The 23,639-nt window shown below is 66.6% G+C and carries 23 protein-coding genes; 13 read left to right on the forward strand and 10 right to left on the reverse strand.

All coding sequences use genetic code 11. The features are described 5' to 3' along the window. Positions 1-147: 147 nt before the first annotated feature. Both A5691_RS21300 and A5691_RS21305 read left to right on the forward strand, forming a co-directional pair. A complete protein-coding gene (locus tag A5691_RS21300) occupies positions 148-948 on the forward strand; it encodes an enoyl-CoA hydratase/isomerase family protein (protein ID WP_067755093.1) in 801 nt (266 codons plus the stop codon). After that, positions 945-1,703 carry an enoyl-CoA hydratase/isomerase family protein gene (locus A5691_RS21305; protein ID WP_067755096.1) on the forward strand — a complete coding sequence of 253 codons (759 nt, stop codon included), beginning with the start codon at positions 945-947 and terminating at the stop codon, positions 1,701-1,703. The genes A5691_RS21300 and A5691_RS21305 overlap by 4 nt, the downstream gene beginning before the upstream one ends. 2 nt (positions 1,704-1,705) lie before the next feature. Here the strand turns inward: A5691_RS21305 and A5691_RS21310 are convergent, their stop codons facing one another. Together A5691_RS21310 and A5691_RS21315 are read right to left on the reverse strand one after the other, a co-directional pair. Further along, on the reverse strand, positions 1,706-2,908 hold the full coding sequence (locus tag A5691_RS21310; RefSeq protein ID WP_067755099.1) for an acyl-CoA dehydrogenase family protein: 1,203 nt from the start codon (positions 2,906-2,908) through the stop codon (positions 1,706-1,708). 2 nt (positions 2,909-2,910) lie between these two features. Continuing rightward, positions 2,911-3,723 (reverse strand): enoyl-CoA hydratase/isomerase family protein, encoded by an 813-nt coding sequence (locus A5691_RS21315; protein WP_067755102.1) that lies wholly within the window; start codon positions 3,721-3,723, stop codon positions 2,911-2,913. A 100-nt stretch (positions 3,724-3,823) separates the two neighbouring features. Between A5691_RS21315 and A5691_RS21320 the strand changes: the two genes are divergently transcribed. Genes A5691_RS21320 through A5691_RS21345 form a run of 6 tightly spaced genes read left to right on the forward strand, consistent with a single transcriptional unit; the run spans position 3,824 to position 9,618 of the window. Next, the gene (locus A5691_RS21320; protein ID WP_067755105.1) at positions 3,824-5,020 is read left to right on the forward strand and encodes a cytochrome P450; all 1,197 of its coding nucleotides are present in this window, start codon (positions 3,824-3,826) and stop codon (positions 5,018-5,020) included. Continuing rightward, positions 5,017-5,814 (forward strand): enoyl-CoA hydratase/isomerase family protein, encoded by a 798-nt coding sequence (locus tag A5691_RS21325; RefSeq protein ID WP_067755108.1) that lies wholly within the window; start codon positions 5,017-5,019, stop codon positions 5,812-5,814. The genes A5691_RS21320 and A5691_RS21325 overlap by 4 nt, the downstream gene beginning before the upstream one ends. 9 nt (positions 5,815-5,823) lie before the next feature. Continuing rightward, entirely contained in the window at positions 5,824-6,639 is an 816-nt protein-coding gene (locus tag A5691_RS21330) for an SDR family NAD(P)-dependent oxidoreductase (RefSeq protein WP_067755111.1), read from the forward strand. A gap of 5 nt (positions 6,640-6,644) precedes the next feature. Further along, complete coding sequence (locus A5691_RS21335; RefSeq protein WP_067755114.1) at positions 6,645-7,181, forward strand: nuclear transport factor 2 family protein; 537 nt, start codon at positions 6,645-6,647, stop codon at positions 7,179-7,181. Then, a complete protein-coding gene (locus A5691_RS21340; RefSeq protein WP_067755117.1) occupies positions 7,178-8,125 on the forward strand; it encodes an SMP-30/gluconolactonase/LRE family protein in 948 nt (315 codons plus the stop codon). Before A5691_RS21335 ends, A5691_RS21340 begins: the two co-directional genes overlap by 4 nt. After that, entirely contained in the window at positions 8,122-9,618 is a 1,497-nt protein-coding gene (locus A5691_RS21345) for an adenylate/guanylate cyclase domain-containing protein (RefSeq protein ID WP_082950436.1), read from the forward strand. Before A5691_RS21340 ends, A5691_RS21345 begins: the two co-directional genes overlap by 4 nt. A gap of 13 nt (positions 9,619-9,631) precedes the next feature. Here A5691_RS21345 and A5691_RS21350 read toward each other — a convergent pair whose 3' ends face one another. Beyond that, on the reverse strand, positions 9,632-10,927 hold the full coding sequence (locus tag A5691_RS21350) for an amidohydrolase family protein (protein WP_067755120.1): 1,296 nt from the start codon (positions 10,925-10,927) through the stop codon (positions 9,632-9,634). Between the two features lie 117 nt (positions 10,928-11,044). Between A5691_RS21350 and A5691_RS21355 the strand changes: the two genes are divergently transcribed. Further along, positions 11,045-11,263: a hypothetical protein gene (locus tag A5691_RS21355; protein ID WP_067755123.1), complete on the forward strand. Its 219-nt coding sequence runs from the start codon at positions 11,045-11,047 to the stop codon at positions 11,261-11,263. An 11-nt stretch (positions 11,264-11,274) separates the two neighbouring features. On the opposite strand, the gene A5691_RS21360 is transcribed toward A5691_RS21355, so the two are convergent. Genes A5691_RS21360 through A5691_RS21385 form a run of 6 tightly spaced genes read right to left on the reverse strand, consistent with a single transcriptional unit; the run spans position 11,275 to position 17,589 of the window. Beyond that, positions 11,275-12,414 (reverse strand): acyl-CoA dehydrogenase family protein, encoded by a 1,140-nt coding sequence (locus A5691_RS21360; RefSeq protein ID WP_067755126.1) that lies wholly within the window; start codon positions 12,412-12,414, stop codon positions 11,275-11,277. 2 nt (positions 12,415-12,416) lie between these two features. Next, positions 12,417-13,460 carry an acyl-CoA dehydrogenase family protein gene (locus A5691_RS21365; RefSeq protein WP_067755129.1) on the reverse strand — a complete coding sequence of 348 codons (1,044 nt, stop codon included), beginning with the start codon at positions 13,458-13,460 and terminating at the stop codon, positions 12,417-12,419. A gap of 2 nt (positions 13,461-13,462) precedes the next feature. Further along, on the reverse strand, positions 13,463-14,656 hold the full coding sequence (locus A5691_RS21370; protein ID WP_082950437.1) for a cytochrome P450: 1,194 nt from the start codon (positions 14,654-14,656) through the stop codon (positions 13,463-13,465). A gap of 52 nt (positions 14,657-14,708) precedes the next feature. Beyond that, positions 14,709-15,158 carry a VOC family protein gene (locus A5691_RS21375; RefSeq protein ID WP_067755132.1) on the reverse strand — a complete coding sequence of 150 codons (450 nt, stop codon included), beginning with the start codon at positions 15,156-15,158 and terminating at the stop codon, positions 14,709-14,711. After that, entirely contained in the window at positions 15,155-16,378 is a 1,224-nt protein-coding gene (locus tag A5691_RS21380) for a CoA transferase (RefSeq protein WP_369807423.1), read from the reverse strand. Before A5691_RS21380 ends, A5691_RS21375 begins: the two co-directional genes overlap by 4 nt. Beyond that, positions 16,354-17,589, reverse strand: coding sequence for a CaiB/BaiF CoA-transferase family protein (locus tag A5691_RS21385; RefSeq protein WP_197499180.1), 1,236 nt, complete (start codon positions 17,587-17,589; stop codon positions 16,354-16,356). Before A5691_RS21385 ends, A5691_RS21380 begins: the two co-directional genes overlap by 25 nt. Positions 17,590-17,699: 110 nt before the next feature. On the opposite strand from A5691_RS21385, the gene A5691_RS21390 reads away from it, so the two are divergent. From A5691_RS21390 to A5691_RS21405, 4 genes are all read left to right on the forward strand, one after another. After that, positions 17,700-18,902, forward strand: coding sequence for a cytochrome P450 (locus A5691_RS21390; protein WP_231975429.1), 1,203 nt, complete (start codon positions 17,700-17,702; stop codon positions 18,900-18,902). Positions 18,903-18,925: 23 nt separating this feature from the next. Further along, a complete protein-coding gene (locus A5691_RS21395) occupies positions 18,926-20,134 on the forward strand; it encodes a CaiB/BaiF CoA transferase family protein (protein ID WP_369827078.1) in 1,209 nt (402 codons plus the stop codon). A 39-nt stretch (positions 20,135-20,173) separates the two neighbouring features. Further along, the gene (locus A5691_RS21400; RefSeq protein ID WP_067889322.1) at positions 20,174-21,031 is read left to right on the forward strand and encodes a mycofactocin-coupled SDR family oxidoreductase; all 858 of its coding nucleotides are present in this window, start codon (positions 20,174-20,176) and stop codon (positions 21,029-21,031) included. A gap of 64 nt (positions 21,032-21,095) precedes the next feature. Then, positions 21,096-22,385: a phosphotransferase family protein gene (locus A5691_RS21405; protein WP_231980987.1), complete on the forward strand. Its 1,290-nt coding sequence runs from the start codon at positions 21,096-21,098 to the stop codon at positions 22,383-22,385. 18 nt (positions 22,386-22,403) lie between these two features. On the opposite strand, the gene A5691_RS21410 is transcribed toward A5691_RS21405, so the two are convergent. Then, positions 22,404-23,618: a cytochrome P450 gene (locus tag A5691_RS21410; protein WP_067755150.1), complete on the reverse strand. Its 1,215-nt coding sequence runs from the start codon at positions 23,616-23,618 to the stop codon at positions 22,404-22,406. Between the last annotated feature and the right edge of the window lie 21 nt (positions 23,619-23,639).

Raw genomic sequence — 23,639 nt, forward strand, 5'->3', positions numbered from 1 at the left:
TCGATCGGAACCGCCGAACAGATCGAGGCCTTCACGGCGTTCCTGCAGAAGCGATCTCCGGCTTGGGCGGTCAGCCGCGATCGAGACGCGTTTGTCCAGACCCGACGACCGGCGTGGCTGGCGCCGCACGAGGACGGCTGACCGCCCATGACCGAGTTACCGCAGGGCACGTCGGAACTGACCGGGTGCGACGAGATCCTCGTTGCCGCCGACGGTCCCGTCCGGATCGTGACGCTGAACAACCCCGACGACGCCAACGCGGTCAACAACAGAATGCACACGGCATTCTCGAGACTGTGGGCGACGCTGGCCGAAGATGCCGACGCGCGGGCTGTGCTGATCACCGGCACGGGCGACTACTTCTCCGCCGGCGGAAACCTGGTGGAGTGGCTGGAAACCCACGTCAACAACCCGGTGACACGCCGCGCCGGGATGCGCGACGCCCGCCGCATCGTGCGGGACATGATCGACTTTCCGCTGCCTGTGGTCGCGGCCGTCAACGGGCCCGCGGTCGGCTTCGGGTGCAGCATCGCGGTGTTGTGTGACATCGTCCTGATGTCCGACCGCGCGTTCTTCGCCGACACTCACGTCGCGAGCGGCCTGGTCGCCGGTGACGGTGGGTCGGTGCTGTGGCCACTGTTGATGAGCCTGCTGAAGGCCAAGGAATACCTGATGCTCGGCGAACGCATCAAGGCCGACAAGGCCGTCGAGTTGGGCCTGGCCAACCGCGTCGTGTCGCACGCGGAGATCAAGCAGGAGGGGCTGTCGATCGCCCACCGCCTGGCCGCGTTACCACCGAGGGCGGTGCAGGACACCAAACGAACGCTGAACCTGCACGCCCAGCGCGCGATCACCGGCATCCTCGAATACGGGATCTCCGCGGAGACCGAGTGTTTCACCACGCCCGAACACCGGGCCGCCATCGACAAGTTCCTCGGCCGACAGTGACGGACAGCGATCCGCTCATTCGCCGCGAGGACCATGGCGGCATCGCCGTCCTCTTCCTCAATCGGCCACGCCGGCGCAACGCCCTCTGTTACGAAACCTGGACCGAGCTGTCGATCGCGCTCGGCGGAGTGGTTGCGTACGGCGACCGCGCGTTGGTCTTAGCCGGCGCCGGAGACTTCTTCTGCGCCGGTGGGGATTTGAAGACGGGGCCGGCACGCGGCGACGGTCCATTGGGCCCTGCCGGCCGCGTCGAGCACGCCCAACGCGTAATGGAACAACTCAAAGCTGTGCCGATACCGACGATCGCAGCAGTCGAGGGTGCGGCCGTCGGCCTCGGCTGGAGCTTGGCGCTGGCGTGCGACCTCGTCGTGTGCGCTTCCGACGCATTTTTTGCCGCCCCGTTCGTCGCGCGTGCGGTGGTGCCCGACGGCGGATTGGCCTGGCGCTTAACGCAGCAGCTGGGCCGCAACCGCGCTGCGTCGTTGCTGCTGCGAGGAACACGATTGCCGGCCGGCGAGGCGGAGCAGCTCGGGCTGGTGACCGAGATCGTCGAACCCGGATCCGCCGTCAGCCGCGCCCTGTCCATCGCCGACGAAATCTCCCGAGCCGATGCGGGGGCGGTGGAGATGACGAAGCGGCTGATCAATTCCGCCGAGGCCGCCCAGCTCGCCGCCTTCCATCCGCTCGAGCTGGCGATGGCGACCGTGGCGCAACAACGTTCGGCGGCCGCCAAGGGCCGGGCCGGGTACGCCTGACGTCAGCGCGGCATCCCGAGGCCAACAGTCGAGATCAGATCGCGCTGGATCTCGCTGGTGCCGCCGCCGATCGTGTGGAGCAAGGACAGCAAGAGGCCTTCGGAGAAGTGCCCGTCGAGCACCGCGTCGGGATCGTCCGGCATGAGTTCGCCTGCCGGACCCAGGATCTGGGCCCCGAGTGCGCGCAGTTCGGCGGTCAGTTCGGAGTGATACAGCTTCGACAACGACGGAAGCGCGGGATCCAGGGCGCCGGCCGCCTGCAGGTGCGCTACGCGATACGACAGGGCGCGGCCCACCTCGACGCGTTCGACGGCGCGGGCCAACGCGATGCGGTTGGCCGGATCGGACAGGGGGTCGTGCGCCGAGCCCTTCTGCGCGTGGCACCAGTCGATGAGCTCATCGAGGTAGCGTTGCGCCTGGGCCGCCCTGGTGACGTTCGACCGTTCGGCGTCAAGCAGCGCCTTCCCGACCGTCCAGCCCTGCCCCTCGGCTCCGACGAGGTTGGCGGCGGGCACACGCACACCATCGAAGAACTCCTCGGCGAAGGTCGGATACCCGGTCATGGACCGGATCGGCCGGCGCGTGATTCCCGGACTTTCCAGGTCGACGAGGAAGAACGAGATTCCGGCCTGGCGCTTGTCCTCGATGGGCGAGGTGCGCGCCAGGACGAAGATCCAATCGGCGAGCACGCCGTTGCTGGTCCACGTCTTCTGTCCGTCGAGGACGTACTCGTCGCCGTCTCGCCGGGCCGTCATCCGCAGCGACGCCAGATCCGAGCCGGCCTCAGGTTCCGAATAGCCTTGTGCCCACATGCGTTCCGATCGGGCGATCGCCGGCAGGTGCTCGGCCTTCTGCTCGGGCGTGCCGTATTTGAACAGCACCGGTGCCAGCATGTTGACTCCGTTGGTGTTCACCAGCGGTGCGCCCGCATAAGCGAGTTCCTCGCGGATGACCACCTGTTCGACGATCCCGCGTCCGCCGCCCTCGTACTCGGCGGGCCAGTGCGGCACGAACCAGCCCTGCTCGTGCAACTTTCTGCAGAACGAGACCGCACGTTCGTGGGCGTCGCGCGGCAGGTAGTCGGGATTGGCCGCGGTGCGGCGGAACTCGTCGGCGAGGTTGTCCGCCAGCCACTCGCGGATCGAAGTCCGCAGTGCCTCGGTGTTCTCGTCACCGCCGAATTGGATGAGGGGCTTGCACGGCATGGCTAGATGCGCTCGGTCGGTTTGGAGCCCTTCTTCATCAGCTCCGCCATGAATTCCTGGAATTCCTTGCTGCCGGTCACCATCGCCTGCAGGTCGTTGGTGGCCTGCTGGTGGGTGCGGAACCCCATCGTCTCCCACGCGCGGATGACGCCGGATTTGACGGCCTGCAACGTGATGAGCGGCGCCTTGGCGATTTGGGTGGCCAGTTCCTCCACGGTGGCCTCAAGCTTGTCGGCCGGGACCACCCGGTTTACGAGACCGAACTCGAGCGCTTCCGCCGCGCTCAATCGCTGGGCGGTGTAGAGGTATTCGGCGGCCCGCTTGTAGTTCATGAAGACCCACGGCTCGAACATGGTCTCGGCGCCCGGCAGGCCGAACCCCGGCACCAGGGGCATCTGAAACCACGCGTCCTCGGAACACACCGTGATCTCGGGGATCAGCGCCCAGGTGGTACCTCCGCCGATCGCATACCCATGCACCTGGGCGATCACCGGCTTGGGGAATTCCCACAACTTCAGCACCGGCCATAAAAACAACTGCGCGGCCGAACGCCACACCTTGCCGGACGCTTGCAGTTCGGCCATGAATTCGGGGTACGCACCGGTGGGGATGTGACCGGAGCAGAACCCCTTGCCGTTGGCCTTGATGATGACGACCTTGATGTCATAGTCGTACTGCGCATCGTCAAGCGCCTCGTTGACGCTGTGGACCATTTCCGAGCTCTGGGCGTTGGCGGCGTCCGGGTTGTTGAGGATGATCCGCGCGATCGGGCCATCTTTCTGGTAGATCACGTGCTCGAGTTCTCGCGTTTCCATCGTTCGTCCTCCTCAACACCGGGCAGACGATCACCACGCCGTCAGCATGGTGCAACTATACAGATAATGTATTAGTGTTCTTTGGGAAGGGACGGTGCCGATGACGACGATCGAGTTACGTTGGGATCCGTTCGACCGCGCGTTGCACGAGAATCCGTATGGGGTCTGGAAACGGCTGCGCGACGAAGCGCCAACTTACTACAACGACCAGTACGGCTTCTACGCTTTGAGCCGGTTCGCCGACGTGATGGAAGCGTCGCTGGATACCGAGACGTTTTCCTCGTCGCACGGGATCACCCTCGACGCGATCACCGACGAGCCTTGGCCGCCGCCCCGGGCGATGATCATGATGGATCCACCCGACCACACCGCACTGCGAAAGATGGTCAATCGCACCTTCTTCCGCACTCAAGTCGCCCAGCTCGAGGACCGGGTCCGCTCGCTGTGCTGCGCCTACCTGGATGCGTTCGTCGGCACCGACGGCTTTGACTACGTGCGCGACTTCTCGATGAAGCTCCCGGTGATGGTGATCAGCTCGCTGCTGGGTTTCCCCGAGGAAGACCACGACAACCTGCGCGAGTGGTCGGATGCCCAGCTGCATCGCGACGAGGGCACGACCGAGCTGAATGAGGAGGGCCAGCAGGCCAACGTGAAACTGCTGGGCTACTACGCCGATCAGATTCAGCGACGGCGGGCCGCACCGACCGACGACATCGTCGGCAACCTGATGAGCTCCGACCTGGTCCAGGCGGGCCGCGAGACCCGCCGCCTGGACGATGGCGAAGTGTTGATGTTCATCGCGATGATCAACGTCGCCGGCAACGAGACAGTTGCCCGCTTGCTGGGGTGGGCCGCGCTGACACTGGCGAGATACCCCGACCAGCGGGCCAAGTTGGTCGACCGGCCCGACCTGATCGGCAACGCCGTCGAGGAACTGCTGCGCTACGACGCCCCCTCGCCGGTACAGGGCCGCTACACGAAACGCGACGTCACTTACAACGGCACGCTCATCCCGGCGGGCTCGCGCGTTGCCCTGCTGACCGGGTCGGCGGGCCGCGACGAACGCCAATACGAGAACCCCGACGTCCTCGACGTCGAGCGCACGGGAATCCGGCACATCAGCTTTGGCCATGGTTCACACTTCTGCCTGGGCGCGGCGCTGGCCCGCCTCGAGGCCCGGGTGGCGCTGGAAGAGACGTTGAAGCGTTTCCCGACCTGGGACGTCGACCGTGATGCCGTGACGTACGTGCACACCAATTCCGTGCGCGGCCCCGCCAGCGTGCCGATGCGGCTGTGACACCCGACCTCGCCGTCCGCACCGAAGGCGCGGTGCTCTGGTTGGTCTTGGACCGCCCCGAGGCCGGCAATTCGGTGACGCGGGCGGTGCAGCAGGCCCTCATCGAAAACCTCCGCTCCGCGTCCGACGACGCGGGCGTCAGGGCGGTGGTGCTCACCGGCCGCGGTGACAAGCATTTCTGCACGGGACCGAATCTTCGGGACCCGGGAATGCAGCCCAAGAAGGACCGCATTGCGGGCGACGCCGCCCGCATTCTGCGTACCGGGTCTCAGGCGGTGGTGACGGCGTTGCTGGACTGCGAAAAGCCGGTGTTGTGTGCGCTCAACGGGACCGCCGCAGGGGTGGGCGCCAGCATGGTGCTGGCGTGCGACCTCATCGTGGCCGCCGAAAGTGCTCGCATCATCGAGCTTTTCGCGCGGCGCGGGCTCGCACCGGACGGGGGTGCCGCCTATCTGCTGGCGCGCAAGGTTCCGTTCAACGTCGCAAAGCAGCTGCTGCTTTTCGGCGAGGAGCTCTCCGCCGCGGAAGCCGAGAGGATCGGCCTGGTCAATAAGGTCGTCGGTGCCGATGACCTGGAAGCCGAGACGGCCGCCTGGGCCCAACGGCTCGCCAGCGGGCCCACCCGTGCGCTGGCGGCGGCCAAGGCGATGCTGAATCAGGCATTCGACGTCGACCGCGATGCCGCGTTTCGCACCGAGGCGCTGTTGGTGGAGCAGGTCGCCGCGACCGACGACGTCGCCGAGGGCATGGCGGCTTTCACCGAGCGACGCGACCCGGACTTTCGTGGGCGCTGAGAGACGCTCATGACGCTGCACCGAAACGCCGCATCGCTGGACGGCCGGGTCGCCGTCGTCACGGGCGGGGGCGGTGGGATCGGAAGCGCCATCGCCGAGGCCCTCACCGAATTCGGCGCACGGGTGGCCATCTGGGAGAAGGACCATCCGAGTGCCACGGAGGTGGCCGCGCGGGTCGGCGGCCTCGCGTGCGTCACCGACGTGCGCGACGCCGAACAGGTCGACGCGGCGCTGGCCACGACCGTCGACGCGCTGGGGGTTCCGACCATCCTGGTGAACAATGCCGGCGGGGTCTTCTGGTCGGGCCTGCTGGACACCTCGCCCAACGGCTGGGATGCCCTGATCCGGATCAATCTGACGCAGGTGCTGCTCTGTACGCAACGCGTAGCGCGGGCCTTGGTCGAGGCGGGACAGGGCGGCAGCGTCATCAACATCAGCACCATCGAGGCGGTCCGCGCCGCGCCCGGGTTTGCCGCCTACGCCGCGGCCAAAGCGGGCGTGGTCAACTTCACCAAGACCGCCGCGCTTGAATTGGCACCGCACAACATCCGCGTCAACGGGCTCGCGCCCGACTTCACGCTCACCGAGAGCCTGCAGAAGATGGCGCCCAACGGCGTCGAAAACGCCAAACTCATGGTGCCGATGGGCCGCGCGGGCCACGTCGACGAAATGGCCGGCGCCGCAATCTTCCTCGCCAGTGACCTCAGCGCCTACGTGACCGGGCAGACGCTGCACGTCGACGGCGGGACATCGGCGGCCGGCGGCTGGTATCACCATCCGCAATCGGGGCGCTACGTACTCGGCCCCTCGACCCCGGTGCCCTAGCCCCGATGCACGACACCGAAATTCGGGACCTGTTGGCGAAGGAGGAAATTCGTCAACTGCCCTTCCGTTACGCCGCCGCGATCGAAACGCGGGACGTCGATGCGATGGCCGAATTGTTCGTCCCGCACGCCCGGTTCGGCGAGCACGGAGAGGGCCCCGAGGCGCTGCGCCGGCTGATGTCGGCCAGCGTCGACGGGAGCGTATTCGCGGTCATCCTCGTCGCTAACCACCTCGTCGAGCTGGACACAGCGGACCGCGCCCGCGGGCAGGTCTGGGCCCAGTGTTTCGCCCAGACCGACGCCGAGGGGTTTGTCGAACAGCTCATCAAGTACGAGGACCGCTACGAGCGGCACTGCGGGCGTTGGCTTTTCCTGCACCGAAGGCATCACCTGTGCTACGGCGTCAGCCGCCGGCCGTCGCCCCTGACACAAGGAGCCGCAGCCTGGCCACGAAACCAGACCGGCGTCGGCGACCTGCCGCTGAGCGACCCGGTCTTCACGGCTTGGTGGCAGAGCAAGGCCGACGGGGAAACGCGGCCGTGAGCTCCGGCCGTTGCCTAGCCGAGGGGCTCTCCTTCCCCGAAGGCCCGGTCGTCTACGACGACGGCTCCGTCGTGGTGTCGGAGATGGCGGCCGGCAGGATCACCCGCGTCCGCCCCGACGGTGTCACCGAGACGGTCGCCGAGACCGGCGGTGGCCCCAACGGGGTGGCCCGGCTTCCGGACGGTCGGCTGGTGGTCTGCCAGAACGGCGGCTCCACCTTCGGACTCGGGCCGTGGCCCTACGATTTCGTCGGCTGTGCAACACTTTTCCGGCCGGTGGGGGCGCCCGACCACCCAGTCACTCCCGCGCTGCAGCTGATCGAAGCCAGCGGTCGGGTCAGCACCCTGTGCACCGAATTCACCGCGCTTTCAGGCGGCACGCTGCCGCTGATGCGGCCCAGCGACATCTGCGTCGACGGCGATGGCGGCTTCTACGTCACCGACGGCGGAGTCACGCGAGGCCGCAACCGCGGCATGACCGGCCTGCTCTACGGCACCGTCGACGGTGGGCTTCGCGAGATCGTCTACCCACTCGAGATGCCCAACGGCGTGGCCCTGTCCCCGGACGGGGCGTTGCTCTACGTGGCCGAGACGCGAACGCGCCGGGTCTGGGAATTCGCGCTCGACGGCCCCGGAATGGTGACCCGGGCGCGCGGTCTGGCAACGGTGCCCAGCGGGGGCCCGCTGAATGTCGGAGGGGCGGACGGGCTTTGTGTCGACGCCGCCGGCAGAATCCTCGTCGCGACCCTCGGGACCGGCGGTGTCACCGTGATCTCCCCGACCGGCGAGCTGTTGGGCGCGATTCCCGCCGACGATCCGATGACCACAAACGTCGCGCTGAGCCCCGACGGCGGCACCGTGTTCATGACGTTGGCATCATCGGGACGACTCGTCAGTGTCGAGAGCTGGCGGGGAAAGTCGACCGCCGCCCGGCAGTCGCCGTGAAGCCCGTCCGGCGCCGGCTGCGTTCGCCGTTCGCTCCCGCCGGCAAATCGCTCGTGATATCGGGGGCGATCGTCCCGACCGTCACTGGCTCGGTCCTGATCGCGGCATTGACCGCGTGGGCCCTGCCGACGGGTGCGGCGCTCCGCGAACACCACGTGATATTGGTCAACATCGTTGCCGGCGTCTGCTATTCGGGCACCGCCCTGCCGCTGGCCGCGATATGCGGGTACACCTTGCTGGGCCTGCCCGCGGGGGCCAACGATGCCACCGCGCGCCGCGTCGTCCTGGCCATCCCGATGAGAATGGCCGTGATCCACGGAACGGTATGGTCGGCGGCCGCCGTCATATTCGTACTCACGAATTTTCGCACCCCCTGGCTGGCCGCAACCCTGGGAGTTTCGATCCTGCTCGGTGCCGTCGTGACAACCGCGCTGTCCTATTGGATGTGCAGGTTTGCGCTGCGGCCGACGGCGGCCAGGCTGCTCACCGAAGACCCGCCGTCACGGCCACGGGGGCCGGGTCTTCGGCTGCGAGCGGTGAGCGCCTGGGTGATCGGAACGGGAGTACCGACGCTGATGGTCATGCTCGTCGCCGCGAGCGCCCTGTTCGTCGAGTACTCCGCTCATCGGCTTGCGCTGGTCGTACTCGTCCTCGTGGGTTGCGCCATGGCCTGTGGCCTGGTGGTCGCCGCATTCAACGCGTCAACGATCGCCGATCCCATCGACGAGGTCAGGCACGGCATGCAACGCGTGCAGCGCGGCGAATTCGACGTGTCCGTTGCCGTTTTCGACGCCTCCGAGCTCGGTCTGTTACAGGCGGGCTTCAACACCATGGCGACCGGACTGCGGGAACGAGAACGGCTGCGCGACCTGTTCGGCCGCCACGTCGGCCAGGATGTGGCCCGTCTGGCCGAGCAACTCGCCGCCGCCGGTGACCAGATCGAGATGGGCGGTGTCAACCGCGAAGTGGCGGTGTTGTTCGTGGATCTGGTCGGCTCGACGCGGCTGGCCACCACACTGGAGCCGCCCGAGTTGCTGGCGACGCTAAACGACTTCTTCACGATGGTCGTGAACGCGGTCGAAGCGAATCGGGGCTTCGTCAACAAGTTCGAAGGGGACGCCGCGCTGGCGATCTTCGGCGCCCCCCTCGACGACGATGACCGCGCCGCGCATGCGCTGGCGACGGCGCGCGAACTCAACAGGATTTTGAATCCGCCCGGCGCGCCGATCAGGGCCGGCATCGGCGTCTCGGCCGGCATGGCGGTGGCCGGCAACGTCGGCCACCCCGGCCGCTATGAGTACACGGTGATCGGCGACCCGGTCAACGAGGCGGCGCGGCTCACCGACGTCGCCAAGCTGTCGGTGGGCGTCGCCGCGTCCGCCGTGGCGCTGGACATGGCCGATCAGGAGGAGTCGCACCGATGGCGGGTCGTCGACTCGAAAGTGCTACGCGGACGGGCGAATTCGACCGACATCGCCGTCCCGGTCGATTGAAGCTCCGTGCGCGTCAGACCTTGTGAGACTTCTGCTCTTCCATCTTGTCTATGAATGCGTCGAATCCGATGCCGCCGTGGCCGGCCATGACCTCGTCGTAGTCGTACTCCGGCGGGTTGCCGCCGTTGGGGCGCCACCCGGCATCCGCGGTGCAGGACTTGAAGCCGCCCTCGGGGAAGGCGTACCAGCGCCGCGTGTTGAGTTCGACAATCTTGGCGGCCTCCTCGTCGGGCACGTCGGCGAGCATCTCCTCGGCGCGCGCGCGGCTCTTGGGCCAGAAGGAGTCGGAGTGCGGATAGTCGCATTCCCAGGTGATGTTGTCGATCCCAATCTGGTGGCGCATCGACATGCCGACTTCGTCCTCGATGAAACATCCGGAGATGTTGCGCCGGAACAGCTCCGACGGCGCCACCGTGGGGTGGATGTTCTGGTAGAACTTGTGCTTGCGCCAGACGTAGTCCGCGCGTTCGACGAGGTACGGCATCCAGCCGACGCCGCCTTCGGAGAACGCGACTTTGAGGTTCGGGTGCTTGTGAAACACCGGCGAGAAGATGAGCTCGGTCGCCGCGGCCATGGACGTTGTGCCCATCAAGGTGATCATCACCGCGAAAGGTGCCTCCGGTGCGGTCTGGGGCGGGAACCCGCCGCTGCCGAAATGCATCACCGCGGTCAGGTTCGTCTCTTCGAGCGCCGACCACACCGGCTCCCAGTACGCGGTGTGGTAGCTGGGCAGCTTCAAGTTGGTCGGGTTGTCCGGCAGCCCGATCGCCCGTGCGCCCTTGGCCGCCACCCGCTCGATCTCGGCGACGATCAGGGCCGCGTCCCACAGCGGTGTGATCGCCATCGGGATGAAGCGGGCGGGGTCGGTGGCGCACCATTCGTCGAGCGAGAAGTCGTTCCACGCCTGGACGGACAACTGGGCGAGTTCCTTGTCCTCGCCCTCCAGGAAGACGGTGCCACAGAAGCGCGGGAAGGACGGAAAGCACAGCATGGCGTGCACGCCGTCGATGTCCATGTCCGCCAGTCGGGCTTTCGGGTCGTAGCACCCGGGGATCATGTCCGCGTAGCGGATTGGGTCGACACCGAACTCCTCCGGCGACTTGCCGGCGACGGCATTCAGCCCGATGTTCGGATAGGCCCTGCCCTCGTAGACCCACTGCTGCACCGGCGGAGCCCCGTCGCGCGGGAAATCGACGATGCGGGGACCGGCGTCGAGGAATTTCTTCGGCAGTCGGTCCGCCCAGACCTGCGGTGGCTCGATCAGGTGATCATCGACGGACAGGAGCTTCATCGAAGGTTGCAGCGGCATTGTGGGAGTCGTCTCTCGAAGTCGTGCGATACGGTACAAGTGAACAGATTCTGACTATTTGACTATAGCGCCGATGGTGGCCGGAGCCCAAACGAACAGGGCGCATCAAGGAGGACCATGACAACATCCGATAGCCCACAGTCGCGCATCCCGCACGACGATTGGGCCGACCAGGACCTGCTCACCAAAGGTGAGGCGGCCGAACGGCTCGCCGCCGAGATCGCCGAGGTCGCTGCCAAACTCGGCGCGTCGGATGATCAGGACGCGACCCTGATGCGACGACTCAACGGGCTCCAGGAGGCCTACAAGCACCTGACGCGGGACCCACAGGGCTGACCCCGCTCCACTCAGGCGCGCGGCAAGCCCAGCACCCGCTGGGCGACGATGTTGCGCTGGACCTGGGCAGTTCCGCCGTAGATGCCCGCGGCGCGCGACCACACGTAGATATCCCATTCCAGGCCTTCGGTGAGCAGCGGGCCGCTGGCCGAAAGGTCCATCATGGCGTGGGCGAAGAACTGGTCGGCACGTGTCATGAGCAACTTGTCCACCGAACCCTCGGGCCCGGGAAGCCGGCCGTTCTTTCGCTCCGTGAGCGATCTCATGACCTTGATCTGCAGTGCCCGCAGCTCCACGTAGGCCTGCCCGAGCCGGGCCCGAGCCGACGGCGAGTCTTCGAGCCAGCCGACGCGAACGTCGTCCTCGAGGCGACGTAGCTGCGTCTTGAGCCGGCCGATCCAGTTGATGTCGCTGGGACCGCGCTCGTAGGCGAGCAGCTGGTTGGCAATGGACCAGCCCTCCCCGCGCCCGCCGAGCAGGTTGCCCGCGGGTACATCGACGTTGTCGAACGTGATCTCGGTGAACTCGCGGTTGCGCGCGGCGTTCACGATGGGCCGCACTTCGATGCCGGGCGTCGACATCGGCACCAGCAACACGGAAATGCCGGCGTGCTTCGGTGCGTCCGGCTCGGTGCGGCACAGCAGGAAGCACCAGTCGGCAACCGCACCGAAGCTCGTCCAGATCTTGCGGCCGTTGACGCGAAACATCTCACGCCCGCCTGCGTCGAGGCAATCGGCCCGGGTCTTGAGGCCGGCGAGGTCGGATCCGGCCTCGGGTTCGGAGAACCCTTGACACCAGCGCACCCGGCCCGACAATAGCCCGGGCAGCAGCGTGTCGCGCTGCTCGTCGGTTCCGAACAGGCGTAACGCGTTGCTGAGGTGACCGACGCCCTCGATGGGCGCGGCGCCGGCCCGCCCGAGCTCGTCGTTGAGGATCGCCTCGTAGACCGGCGCCTTGCCATGCCCCCCATACTCGACGGGAAAGGACAACCCGATGTAGCCGGCTTCGTAAAGCGTTTGGTGCCAGGCATTTTGCGCGTCAGCCCGCGCCGCCGGGTCGTCGGGAATCGCGGCGTCGGCGGCGTGCTCGGACAGCCACTGCCTGAGCTCGGCGCGGAACTGCGCTTCGGGTGCGCTGTCGTTGAAGTCCATGGCTAGGCGAGTTCCCGGTTCGCCAGCCGCAGCGCGGCGATGGCCTCGTAGTGCACCGTCTCGTCGCCGAACAACCGCCGGTCCAACAGCGCCCGACGCAGCCGCAGGTGTGAAACGTGCTCCCAGGTGATCGCGATGCCACCAAAGACCTGCACCGTGGTTTCCACCACCTCCCGGCCCGCGGCCGAGGCGTATGCCTTGGCCGTCATCGCCGCCAGCCGCGCCTCGTCGGCCGGCGAGTGGTCGATCGCCCACGCGGCGTGCCAGAGGCAACTCCGGGCGCCTTCGACTTGCACCAGGGCATCGGCGAGCAGATGACCCACGGCCTGAAACGAGCCGATCTTGACCCCGAATTGAGCCCGCTCGCCCGCATAGCGGACCGCGTCGTCCAGGGCACCCTGCATGATGCCGACCAGGTCGGCGGCGACGGCGGTCATCGCCAAGGACTCGACCCGCTGCCACCGTTCGTCTTCGATGGCCTCGCCGGTCACCACCGCCGAAGCGACCGAATCGGCTGGCAAACAATGGAATTCACGGGTCAGGTCCAGTCCGCGCGGGTCGGCGCCGCACAGTGGTGCGCACACCAGCCGACGTTGTCCGTCGGTGCGGGCGGTCAGTAGTCCGTGGGTGGCGCCCGCGGCGTCGAATGCCACCCCAGGTCGGTGAGCCGAGCCGAAACCCATCAAGTCGGGGCCGAGCACCGGCGCCAGCCGAAGGCCGCCTTCCGCGACGAGCTCCAGTTCCTTCTCGGCTCCGGCCGCCTCCAAGAGCTCGGTGGCCAGCACCGCCTGGCCCACCACCGGAACGGCGCTGAGGGTTCTGGCGAGTTCTTCGATCACGACGACGGTTTCGACGCCGCTCGCCTCGAGCCCGCACAGGCGCGGTGAACGCAACGTCGGCACACCGAGATCCACCAGGCGGCGCCACTGGGCGTCGAGCGCCTCGCCGGTCGGGATTTCGTCCGCGCTGGAAACCCCCACGCTCGCCCCCAGCTGCGCGGCGGTGTCGCGGAGCAGTTGCTGCTCGTCGGTAAAGGCGATCTCCATGGTCAGCGCAGGGTCATCTCCACGCTGGTGTATCCGCGCACCGTCGCGGTAAGCACGCGTTCCCGAGCCCCGATGGCGTAGTCGGGAAACCTGTCGGCGATGTACTCGAACACCAGCTGCGCCTCGCGGCGAGCCAACCATTGCCCGAGACAGATGTGGATTCCCCACCCGAAATACACGTCGGTGCCGCGCGGCCTGTCGATGATGAAACGGTCGGGATCGTGGTAGCGCCGTTCGTCGCGGTTGGCGCTGCCCAGGAGCAGCAGCACCCAGTCGCCGGCGTCCATGGTGACGCCGTGTCGCTCGACGGGCCTGGTCAAGGTGCGAGCCACCCAGTGGCTCGGCGTGTCGTAGCGCAGCGCCTCGTTCACCGCGGCGGGAATGACGCTGCGGTCCTTCACGATGCGCTGCCACTCCTCGGGGTGCTCGGCGAGCGCGACGAGGCCGTTGGAGATCAGCTTCTGCGTGGTTTCCGAACCGGCGGCCGACAGGAGATTGCAGAACATGAGCACCTCGTGCGGGGTCAGGGCGCGCTGGCCGCCGGCCTCGGGGTCGTCGAACGTGGCTTGCAGGACGACGCTGATCAGGTCGTCACCCGGGTCGGTGCGGCGCCGCTCGATCAGGTCACCGATGTACTGGCTGATCAGGCGGTTGGCCTCGATGGCTTTGGCCGGCATCGCGACCTGCCCTTCCTCCCGGGTGAGGAAGGCCTCCCACCAGACGCGCAGCTGCGCGCGGTCGCTGTGCGGCACGCCGAGCAGATCACCGATCACGTCCGTGGGCACCGAGAACGCGAACGCCTCCATCGCGTCGACGGTGGTACCCGGTTGCAGCCGGCCAAGGTGCGTGTGGACCACGGCCCGCAGGGCAGACTCCATGGCGGCGACCGCTTTTGGCGTGAAGAACCCTTTGAGGACCCCGCGAATGCGGTCGTGGCGAGGCGGGTCCATCGAGATCACCGAGTACTTCCGTCCGTCGTTGTCCGGGTTCTCCGGTGCCGGACCGCGCTTGGACGAGAACGTCTCCCAATTCCGCAGAGCCTGCGACACGTCGTCGAACCTGGACAGGACCCACCAGCGGTTTTCGGGATCCCGGTAGACCGGCGCCTCGTCGCGCAATCTCCGGTACACCGGGTACGGATCGTCGAAGATCGCCTTGGAGAACGGCGAATACATCAACTCGCTGGTCGCTGGCACAGCCCTGACTCTATCATCGCAATGAACAATCGGACGTTGAGTGACTAACTGCTCAGTCGCTCGGCGCCGTGCGCTCGATCAACTCGATCCAGTTGCCGTCGGGGTCAGTCGCCATCAGTCCCCGGTTGCCGCCGTCGAATGTGACCGTTCGTTCCGGTCGGGCTTGGCCACCCAGGCGCTCGATACGCGCGACGACCGCGTCCGCGTCGTCGACGCGGAAAGACAGGTGCGTGAAGCCCACCGCGTTCATCCGGCGGGGTCGGCGCTTCTCGCGCACGCCCGGTACCGGGTAGCCGAGCAACTCGAGGCGAAATCCGTCGCGTTGCAGGTAGACCAAGTCCAGCACCAGCCCGGGCACGCCCAGCAGCCGTGCCGTCTCGGGCCCGTCGACCGTCAGGCGGCCGCTTTCGTCGAATCCCATTGCCGTGCAATAGAATCGGACGGATCTTTCGAGATCGCTGACGCACAGCCCGATATGGGTGAGGCGGTCACCGGGGGTCATGCGGTGTCGTCGGCAAGTTCGTCGAGCAGCGCGTTGTGTTCCCCGAGCAAGGGTGGCCGTACGGGCCCGCCCGCAAGAGTGGCGCTGAAAAGGTATGGCGTGCCCGGATAGCGGAACGTCTCCCGCAGTTCCGGGTGGTGGACCGGCACGTGAAACCCGCGGGCGGCGATGTGTTCGTCCTCGAAGGCCTCGTCGGGTGACAGCACCGCTCCGGCGGGGAATCCGCGTCGCTGGCTCTCCAGGAAGTACTCATTCGCCGGCATCCGGGAAGCAATCAAGGTGATCGCGTCGCGGGCCGCCATAAGTATCGCGGTGGTCTCGTCGTCGGCACCGATCATCGCGATGTCGACCGGCTCGTCGCGAGAGGCGGCCATTTCCAGGAACACCGCCTCGGGAAGCTCGTCGGTCAGGCCAAGGTCCGCGAGCCAGGTCAGCAGGTTCGCGAATTCGGTCGGCTTGCGGGGTAGCACGCCGGTGGTGGCGTAGGCGCCGTCCGCGCACCGGACCTGCGTCGGTTGGCTCCGCGTGAAGTACGCGTGACGGCCGGTCTGGCGGACGCACGTCTCGTTGTTGACCAGCCAGTGGTACGTCGTCTGCTCCGAACTGACGTTGCAGGCCGCATTGACGCTGACGTCGACGAGCTGACCCTGGCCGGCCTGGTCCCGGTGCGCAAGGGCCACCAGCGCTCCGATCGCGCAATACAGGCCGGCGAGGTTGGCCGACTGCTCGCCGGCGCCACGGACCGGCGGCAGGGAGTGATCGTCGTAGCCGCAGTTCCAGACCGGACCCCCGCCGGCGAGCATGGTGAGGTCGGTGACGGGTTGGTCGGCCCGCATGCTGTCGAGGCCGAATGGGGTGACCGCCACCCAGATCAGGGACGGGTGCCGGGCATCGCCGACGGGGCCGGACCCGGAGATGACGATGTCGGCGCCAGCGATCAGGCGCCCCAGTGCGTTGGCACCCTCCGCGGTGTCGAGATCGACGGTCACCGACCTCTTGCCCACGTTGCCGCTCCACCAGCGCAGGCTGGTATCCGACCCGATGTTGTCGTGTGCGAACGGCGGTCGTGACCGATGTGAAGATCCCGCGGGAGGTTCGACCACGACGACCTCCGCGCCGAGTTCGGCGAGCAACCTTCCCCCGACGGGGGTGAACTGGCCGCTGATCTCGACGACGCGAATCCCGCTCAGCGCGTTCAGATCACACCCCGCTTCGTCAATTCGTCCAGCTCCTGATCACTGCGCCCGAGCAGCCCGCCCAGCACGTCTCGGTTGTGTTCGCCCAGACACGGCGCGGCCCGCGAAATGCTCCACGGCGACGCCGACATTCGCAGGGGAACCCCTTCGACGCGCACCGTCCCGATCTCGGGGTGCGTCACGGTCGGAAACAGTCCCCAGTTGGCGAGGTCCGGGTCTTCGTCGATCCGTTCCCGCGGCGACTTCACGACACTCGCCGGCACCCCGGCCGCAGTGAGTTCGGCTGCCAGCGAGGAGGCTTCGCGGGTCCGGGTGCAGGCGCTGACGAGTGCGTCGAGTGCGTCGGCGCCGAGCAACCGCTGCTCCAGGGTGGCGAATCGGTCCTCTGTCAATCGCGGTTCGTCGACGACTTTGGACAGCAGGGCGACGTCCCGGTCGTCGCGGCAGGCGATGGCGACCCACCGGTCCTCGCCCAGGCACGGGTAGATCCCATGCGGGGCCATTTCACCGAAGTCGGCGTGGTTACCGTCCGGGAACCCCGGCCGGCGCGCGGGCCGCTCGTTGACCGTCCAATCCAGCACCTCGGTGGGCAGCATCGCGATTCCCGCAGGCACCGTGGCCAAGTCGATGTGTTGACCCTCGCCGGTGCGTTCGCGCTGATGCAGGGCCGCCAGGATCGCGACCGTCATGTAGTAGGCGGCGACGTGGTCCATGTACGAGTAACCCCATCCCGCGGGCTCACGGTCGGGCAACCCGGCTGTGAAGGTGAGCCCGCTCAGCGCCTGAACGATGGGACCCCAGGTCTTGAAATCGCGGTAGGGGCCGCTATGTCCGAAGCCGCAGTTGGAGACGTAGATGATGTCCGGCTTGATCCGGCGCAGCTCGTCGTAGCCGAAACCCATCCTGTCCAGCACGCCGGCGGCGAAATTCTCGCAGACGATGTCGGACAGGGCGATCAGCTCACGCAACAGCTGCTTGCCTGCCTCTTGACGCAGGTTGATGGTCACCCCGAGCTTGCCCACGTTGTGGTTGTTGAAGCCGGCACCCAGATTCACGCCCCGGCGCTCGTCGACGAACGGGCCGACGCCGCGCAGCGCGTCCCACATCCCGCGCGTTGCGGGGTCTTCGACTCGGATGACCTCGGCACCGAAGGCGGCCAGGATCTTCGTCGCCCCGGCGCCCGCCAGTTGACCGCCGAGGTCGCATACCCGAAGGTGGGACAACCCGACGCTCACCATGCAACAATAAAACAGATTTTGTTCTTCTGCCAATGCCGCGCCGCAGCCAGGCCGGCGGGACGGCTACTCGCAGATTAACAGTTGATGTTCTATTGTTCAGTCTTATGGTGACGATCACAGCGGCCCGCTTCGACGAGCCGGCGTTCTACCTCGGCGACCCGAACGCCACATTCGCGCAGTTGCGCGAACACGATCCCGTGCATTGGTACGAGGAGGGCCAGTTCTGGGTGATCACCAAGTACGAAGACATCAAGGGTATCTCGGCTCGACCCGAGAGGTTCAAGTCGGAGCGCATTGGGATCATGATGGATCTGATCGCGCACCGGGAGGGCCGCGACCCTCAGGGATATGGCAACCGCGGCATCATGTTCATGGATCCGCCGGTGCACCGAGTGCACCGCAAGGCCGTCGGCGTGCGGTTCACGCCGGCCGCGGTCGCCAAGATGGAGGCCCGGGTACGCCAGGTCGTCAACGATGCGCTCGACGACCTGCCGAACGGTGAATTCGACTGGATTCAACGGGTCGCCGAGCCCATCCCCGTGTATGTGTTCGCCTACCTGCTGGGAGTGCCCGAGGAAGACTGGCCGAAGGTCGCGGGCTGGGCGACCACGATCGCCAACGTCGGTGGTGGGGCCGCGAGCGACGAGGACTACGCATTCATCTTCGAACACATCGGGCCCTATCTGATGGGCCTCGTCGCCGAACGCAAGGAGCATCCTCAGGACGATCTGCTCACGATGCTCTCCCAGGTGACCGTTGACGGGGAGCCCTTCGACGACATGCAGGTGATGATCTACGCGCTCACCTTGCTCGCCGCCGGCAGTGAGACCACGCAGAGCCTGATCGCGGGAATAGCCGATTGCCTCGACACGCATCCCGACCAATCGGCGGTGTTGTTCGCCGAACCTGGCCTGAGCGGCAACGCCGTCGAGGAGGTGCTGCGTTACTGGACGCCGGTGATGAGCATGGCCCGGCAGGCGGCCCGCGACGTTCGTCTGCGCGGTGCGGAGGTCAAGGAAGGCGACGGGGTGCTGCTCGCCTATGCGTCCGCGAACCGCGACCAGGAGCACTGGGGCCCGACCGCCGAACAGTTCGACATCCACCGCCAGGACGCCGCCAATCACCTCGGCTTCGGGGTCGGCGAGCACTTCTGCATGGGCGCCGCCCTGGCTCGACGCGAAGCTCGTCTGCTGCTGGAGGAAGTGGCGCGGCGCGCCAAGGGGATTCACGTGGTCGGCGACCGAGTGCCCCGCGTGTCGACGCTGGTGCACACGCACGACCACCTGCCTGTTGTGCTCGACTACCGCTGAGGGGCGTGCCCATGAGCGGACCCATGGCAGGCGTACGCGTCCTCGAGGTCGCCCAGTGGACGTTCGTTCCGGCCGCCGGTGCGGTGCTGGCGGACTGGGGCGCCGACGTACTCAAAATCGAACATCCGCGCACCGGCGATGCCCAGCGGGGCCTACGTCAGCTCGGCAACGTGCAGATCGCCGGCGACCGCAACCCCGTCATGGAGCACGCGAACCGCGGCAAACGATCTATCGCCCTGGACATCTCGACACCGGCCGGCCATGAATTGCTGATGGACATTGCGCGCACAAGCGACGTGTTCCTGACCAACTTCTTGCCCGACGCCCGTGCCAAACTGCGGATCGACGTCGATGACTTGCGGACGGCGAATCCCGACATCGTCTATGTGCGGGGCAGCGCATACGGAACGCTCGGCGACGAGGCCGGCATCGGTGGCTACGACATGACGGGCTTCTGGAGCCGGGGCGGTAGCGCGGCAAGCGTCACCCCGCCCGATATGGGCGGCGTCGTCGCACAACCCGGCCCGGCGTACGGAGATTCTCTGGGCGGCATGACAATTGCCGGCGGAATCGCGGCGGCGCTGTTCGCTCGTGATCGGACCGGTGAGGCCAAGGTGGTGGATGTGTCGCTCCTCGGACTGGGGGTGTGGGCGATGGGGGTGGCAGTCAACGCCGCGCTGATCTCCGGAGAGCCGTGGCAGGCAAACCCCGCCGGCGCCAACGTCGCCCCCCACAATCCGCTGGTGGGCTTCTACCGCACCGGCGACGGGCGGTACATGGGATTGTCGATGATGCAAGGTTTCCGCCATTGGGCGGACTTCTGTTCGCGGGTCGGACTCCCCGAGCTTGCCACCGACGAACGCTTTGCCAGCCATGAGCTGCTAACCCGCAACGCGGCGCAGGCAACTGCGATCCTGCGCGAGGTGCTCGGAAGCAAAACCCTCGAGCACTGGCGCAAAGCGCTGGCCGGTTTCGAAGGGCAGTGGGCGCCCGTACAGAACACGATGGATGTTGTGGCTGACGAGCAGGTGAGGGCAAACGGTGTCATCGCGCCCGTCCAAGGCAGCGGCGGTGCCCTCGAGTTGGTATCGAGCCCCGTGCTTTTCGATCAGACACCGTTTACTCTCGGCCCGACACCGGAGTTCGCCGAACATACCGAGGCGCTATTGCTCGAACTGGGCAAGGACTGGGACGACATCATCGCCCTCAAGGACAGCGGGACCATCGCGTGATCGACAGCCCTCTTAAGATCCAACCAACGGAGTAAGCAGATGAATCGAGTCAGCGGCAAAGTTGCGGTCGTCACGGGTGCGGCGCGCGGCCAAGGACGCAGTCACGCAGTCCATCTCGCCGACGAGGGTGCCGACATCATCGCCGTTGACATCTGCGACGACATCGCGACCAACGACTACCCGATGGCACGCAAGAGCGACCTCGACGAGACGGCGAAGCTGGTGGAGAAGGCCGGCCGGCGGGTGGTCACCGCGGTGGCCGATGTGCGGGATCGGGCGGCCCTGAAGAAGGCGATCGACGACGGCGTTGCCCAACTGGGCGGGCTGCACGTCGTCGTCGCCAACGCCGGCATCTGCCCGCACGGAGAGCACAAAGGGTATCCGGCGTTCCGCGACGTGCTCGACGTGAACTTTCTCGGCGTTGTCAACACCGTCAACGCCGCGTTCGACCATCTGGACACCGGTGCGTCGATCATCGCCACGGGCTCGATCGCCGGACTGGTCTCCCAACACGACATGTTCAACGGTGGCGGCAACTCGGGCCCCGGCGGGCTCGGCTACGGCCTGGCCAAGAAGTTCGTCCGCGACTGGGTCAAATCGATGGCGATGACGCTGGCGGCGCGCGAGATACGCGTCAACGCCGTGCACCCGACGAACGTGAACACCGCGATGATGAACAACCCGATGATGTACAAAACGTTCCGGCCCGACCTGGAGGCTCCGACACACGACGATGCCTTCGTGATCTACCCGATGCTCCAGGCGATGCCGGTGCCCTGGGTGCAGCCCGAGGACATCTCGCACGCCGTGGTCTACCTCGCCTCTGACGAATCGCGATACGTCACCGGACTGCAGATGTTCATCGACGCCGGTGCCGCGCTGAAAATGGGTTTCTGACCTCCCCGACGACATGACACCCGATCAGGCGGTACGAAGCTGGCTCGAGAGTCACCTGGGGCCCGTGCGGGCCTTCGAGCGCCAACCACGTTGGCGTCCGGCCTGGTTCGCCGACGTCGAACGCGACGGCACGATCATGCCGCTGTATGTGCGGGGCAACCGCGAGGGCATGGAGTTCTCGTTGTCCACCCATCGAGAGGCGGACATCCTTGAAGCCCTGGAGAAGCAAGGGATTCCAGTCCCACACATTCACGGTCGGATTGAGGCACCACCGGCCATCGTGATGGATCGCCTCCCCGGCGCCACCAATCTGTCAACCTCGCCGAGTGCAGCAGAACGCAACTCGGTCATCGATGAATACATGGAAATCCTTGCGCGGATCCATCGGCTGGATCCGGGTGAGTTCTCCACCGCCGGGCTCAAGTTGCCCGAAAGCCCTCAGCAGCATGCGTTGTCGAGCTTCGAAGCGTCCGTCGCGAGGTATCGGTCTACCAAGAAGCGCCCGGAGCCGTTTCTGGAATTCGGCATCGGCTGGATCCGCCGCCACGTTCCCGCGCACCGGTTCGACCCTCGCTTCGTCCTCGGCGATCCCGGACAGTTCATGTTCGCCGACGGTCGTGTGACCGGACTGCTCGACGTCGAACTGGCCTACCTCGGCGACACCGCCCACGACCTCGCAGGACTGCGCCTGCGCGACATCTCCGAGCCCTTCGGCGACCTCGAGCGCGCGTTCCGGCGCTATGAGGAGGTTTCCGGCGTGGAACTGGACCTGCCGGTGGTCGAGTTCCACACCGCGCAGTTCTCGCTCACCACGCCTCTCTCGTTGGTGATGGTCTTGCACAACCCTTTTCCGATGAGCGACTTGCTGCAATATGAGGAGTGGTTTCAGCAATGCTCGCTCAACGCAGTCGAAGCCATGGCCGCGGTCGAGGGCATCGCCCTCGGCGATTACCGACTCCCGCATGCGACAGATGTCCGCCAGAGCGGCCTTATCGACGCGTTGGCACCCATCATCGAGGAGCTAGCGGCCGAGACCGAGATTGAGCGCTTTCGCCGGCGTCAAACGGCGCAAACCGCGCGCTACGTCGCCGGCGTCTGCCGGCACGGCCCCGCGATCGAATCCGAAAACCTCGACGACGTCGAACGCCTGCTCGGCTCCCGATACGCCGACTGGCGCGCAGGCGATGCGGCGCTGGAGGCATTCGTGCTGCAGGCGCCCGACAACATGGACACCGAGCTCATTCGGCTGTTCCACCGCCGCATCATGCGGCAAATGCGTTTACTGGAGCCGGTTCTCAACCGCGCCGGCGGCGTGCACCCGCTGACGCCGCTGGCCCGGTTACTCGGCCGCTGACGCGCGCGTCGGAGGCCGCTACCGTGCGACGAGCTCCAGCCGCTTCCGTCGTCGGACCAGGATGCTGGGCAGCCAATCTCCGACGTCACACGCGTCGATCCAGGTGGTCCGCTCCAGTAGCATCTTGAACACGATCTGAGCCTCCAACCGGGCCAGGGCCGCCCCGACGCAGAAATGCACGCCCTTGCCGAACGTCACATGCCCCTTCCCGTTGCTGCGGTCGAGAAGGAATTCGTTGGGCGACTCGAAGTGCTCGGGGTCGCGGTTGGCGGCTCCCCACAAAAGAATCAGATGCGCATTCCCCGGCACCTCCACCCCGCCGAGGGTGGTGTCACGCCACACGTGGCGGTAGTGGCCACGAAACGGCGGCTCGTAGCGCAGTGTTTCTTCGATGAAATTGCCTAGTAGTTCCGGGTTTTCGCGAATCCGCTGTTGGACCTCGGGGCGGTCGGCGAGAATCCATGCCGCACTGCCCAACAACGAGGCGGTTGACTCGCCGGCGGCACTGAACAGCGTGAGCATGATGCCCATCGCCACGGCCTGGTCCACCTCGCCGGAGGCGTAGCGGGCGGCCATGTCCGGTATCAGCCCGGATTTGTCCGCGGTATCCGCCTTGTCGAAATGTTCCATGACGTACGCCGACAGTTCGAACGCCGCAATCCCGGCCTCCGCGAGCTGCGCCTCGGTGACGACGCCGTCGAGCAGGGTGGTGGTGGCGTAACCCAGCCGGATCAGTTTGTCGACATCGGCATGGGGCAGGCCCAGCAATTTTGCGACCACCATCATCGGGAGCCGGTTCGCCACCGCGCCCATCCATTCGATGCGTCCTTGGTGCAGGTTCTCCTCCCACAGGCGCTCGGCGGTCTCCGCAGCGAATTCCTCGATGATCCGCACCCGGCGCGCGGACAGGTGTGGGAGCAAGATCTTGCGGTGCAGTGCGTGCGCCGGATCATCGGCCGTGGCCAGGGCGTGGGTGGGGCTTCCCGCCTCCATCATCGGCAACGCCCCGATGCTGCCGTCCTCGCGGAAAATCATGGTTGCCGTGAGATTGGACGAAAAGTCATCGACCCGAGTGACGGCCTCGATCAACGCGTCCCAGCCACACACGGCATAGAAGTCGGAATCGGCGATGCGATGCACCGGAGCCGTCGCGCGCATCCGGTCATACATCGGATACGGATCCTGCAAAGCCTCGGCACCGAAGAAATCGACCGGGTCGCTCAAGACCGCCATAGACCCAGGCTGAAGGTGACC

This window comes from Mycobacterium sp. E183, from assembly GCF_001667735.1.
Classification (GTDB): Bacteria; Actinomycetota; Actinomycetes; order Mycobacteriales; family Mycobacteriaceae; genus Mycobacterium.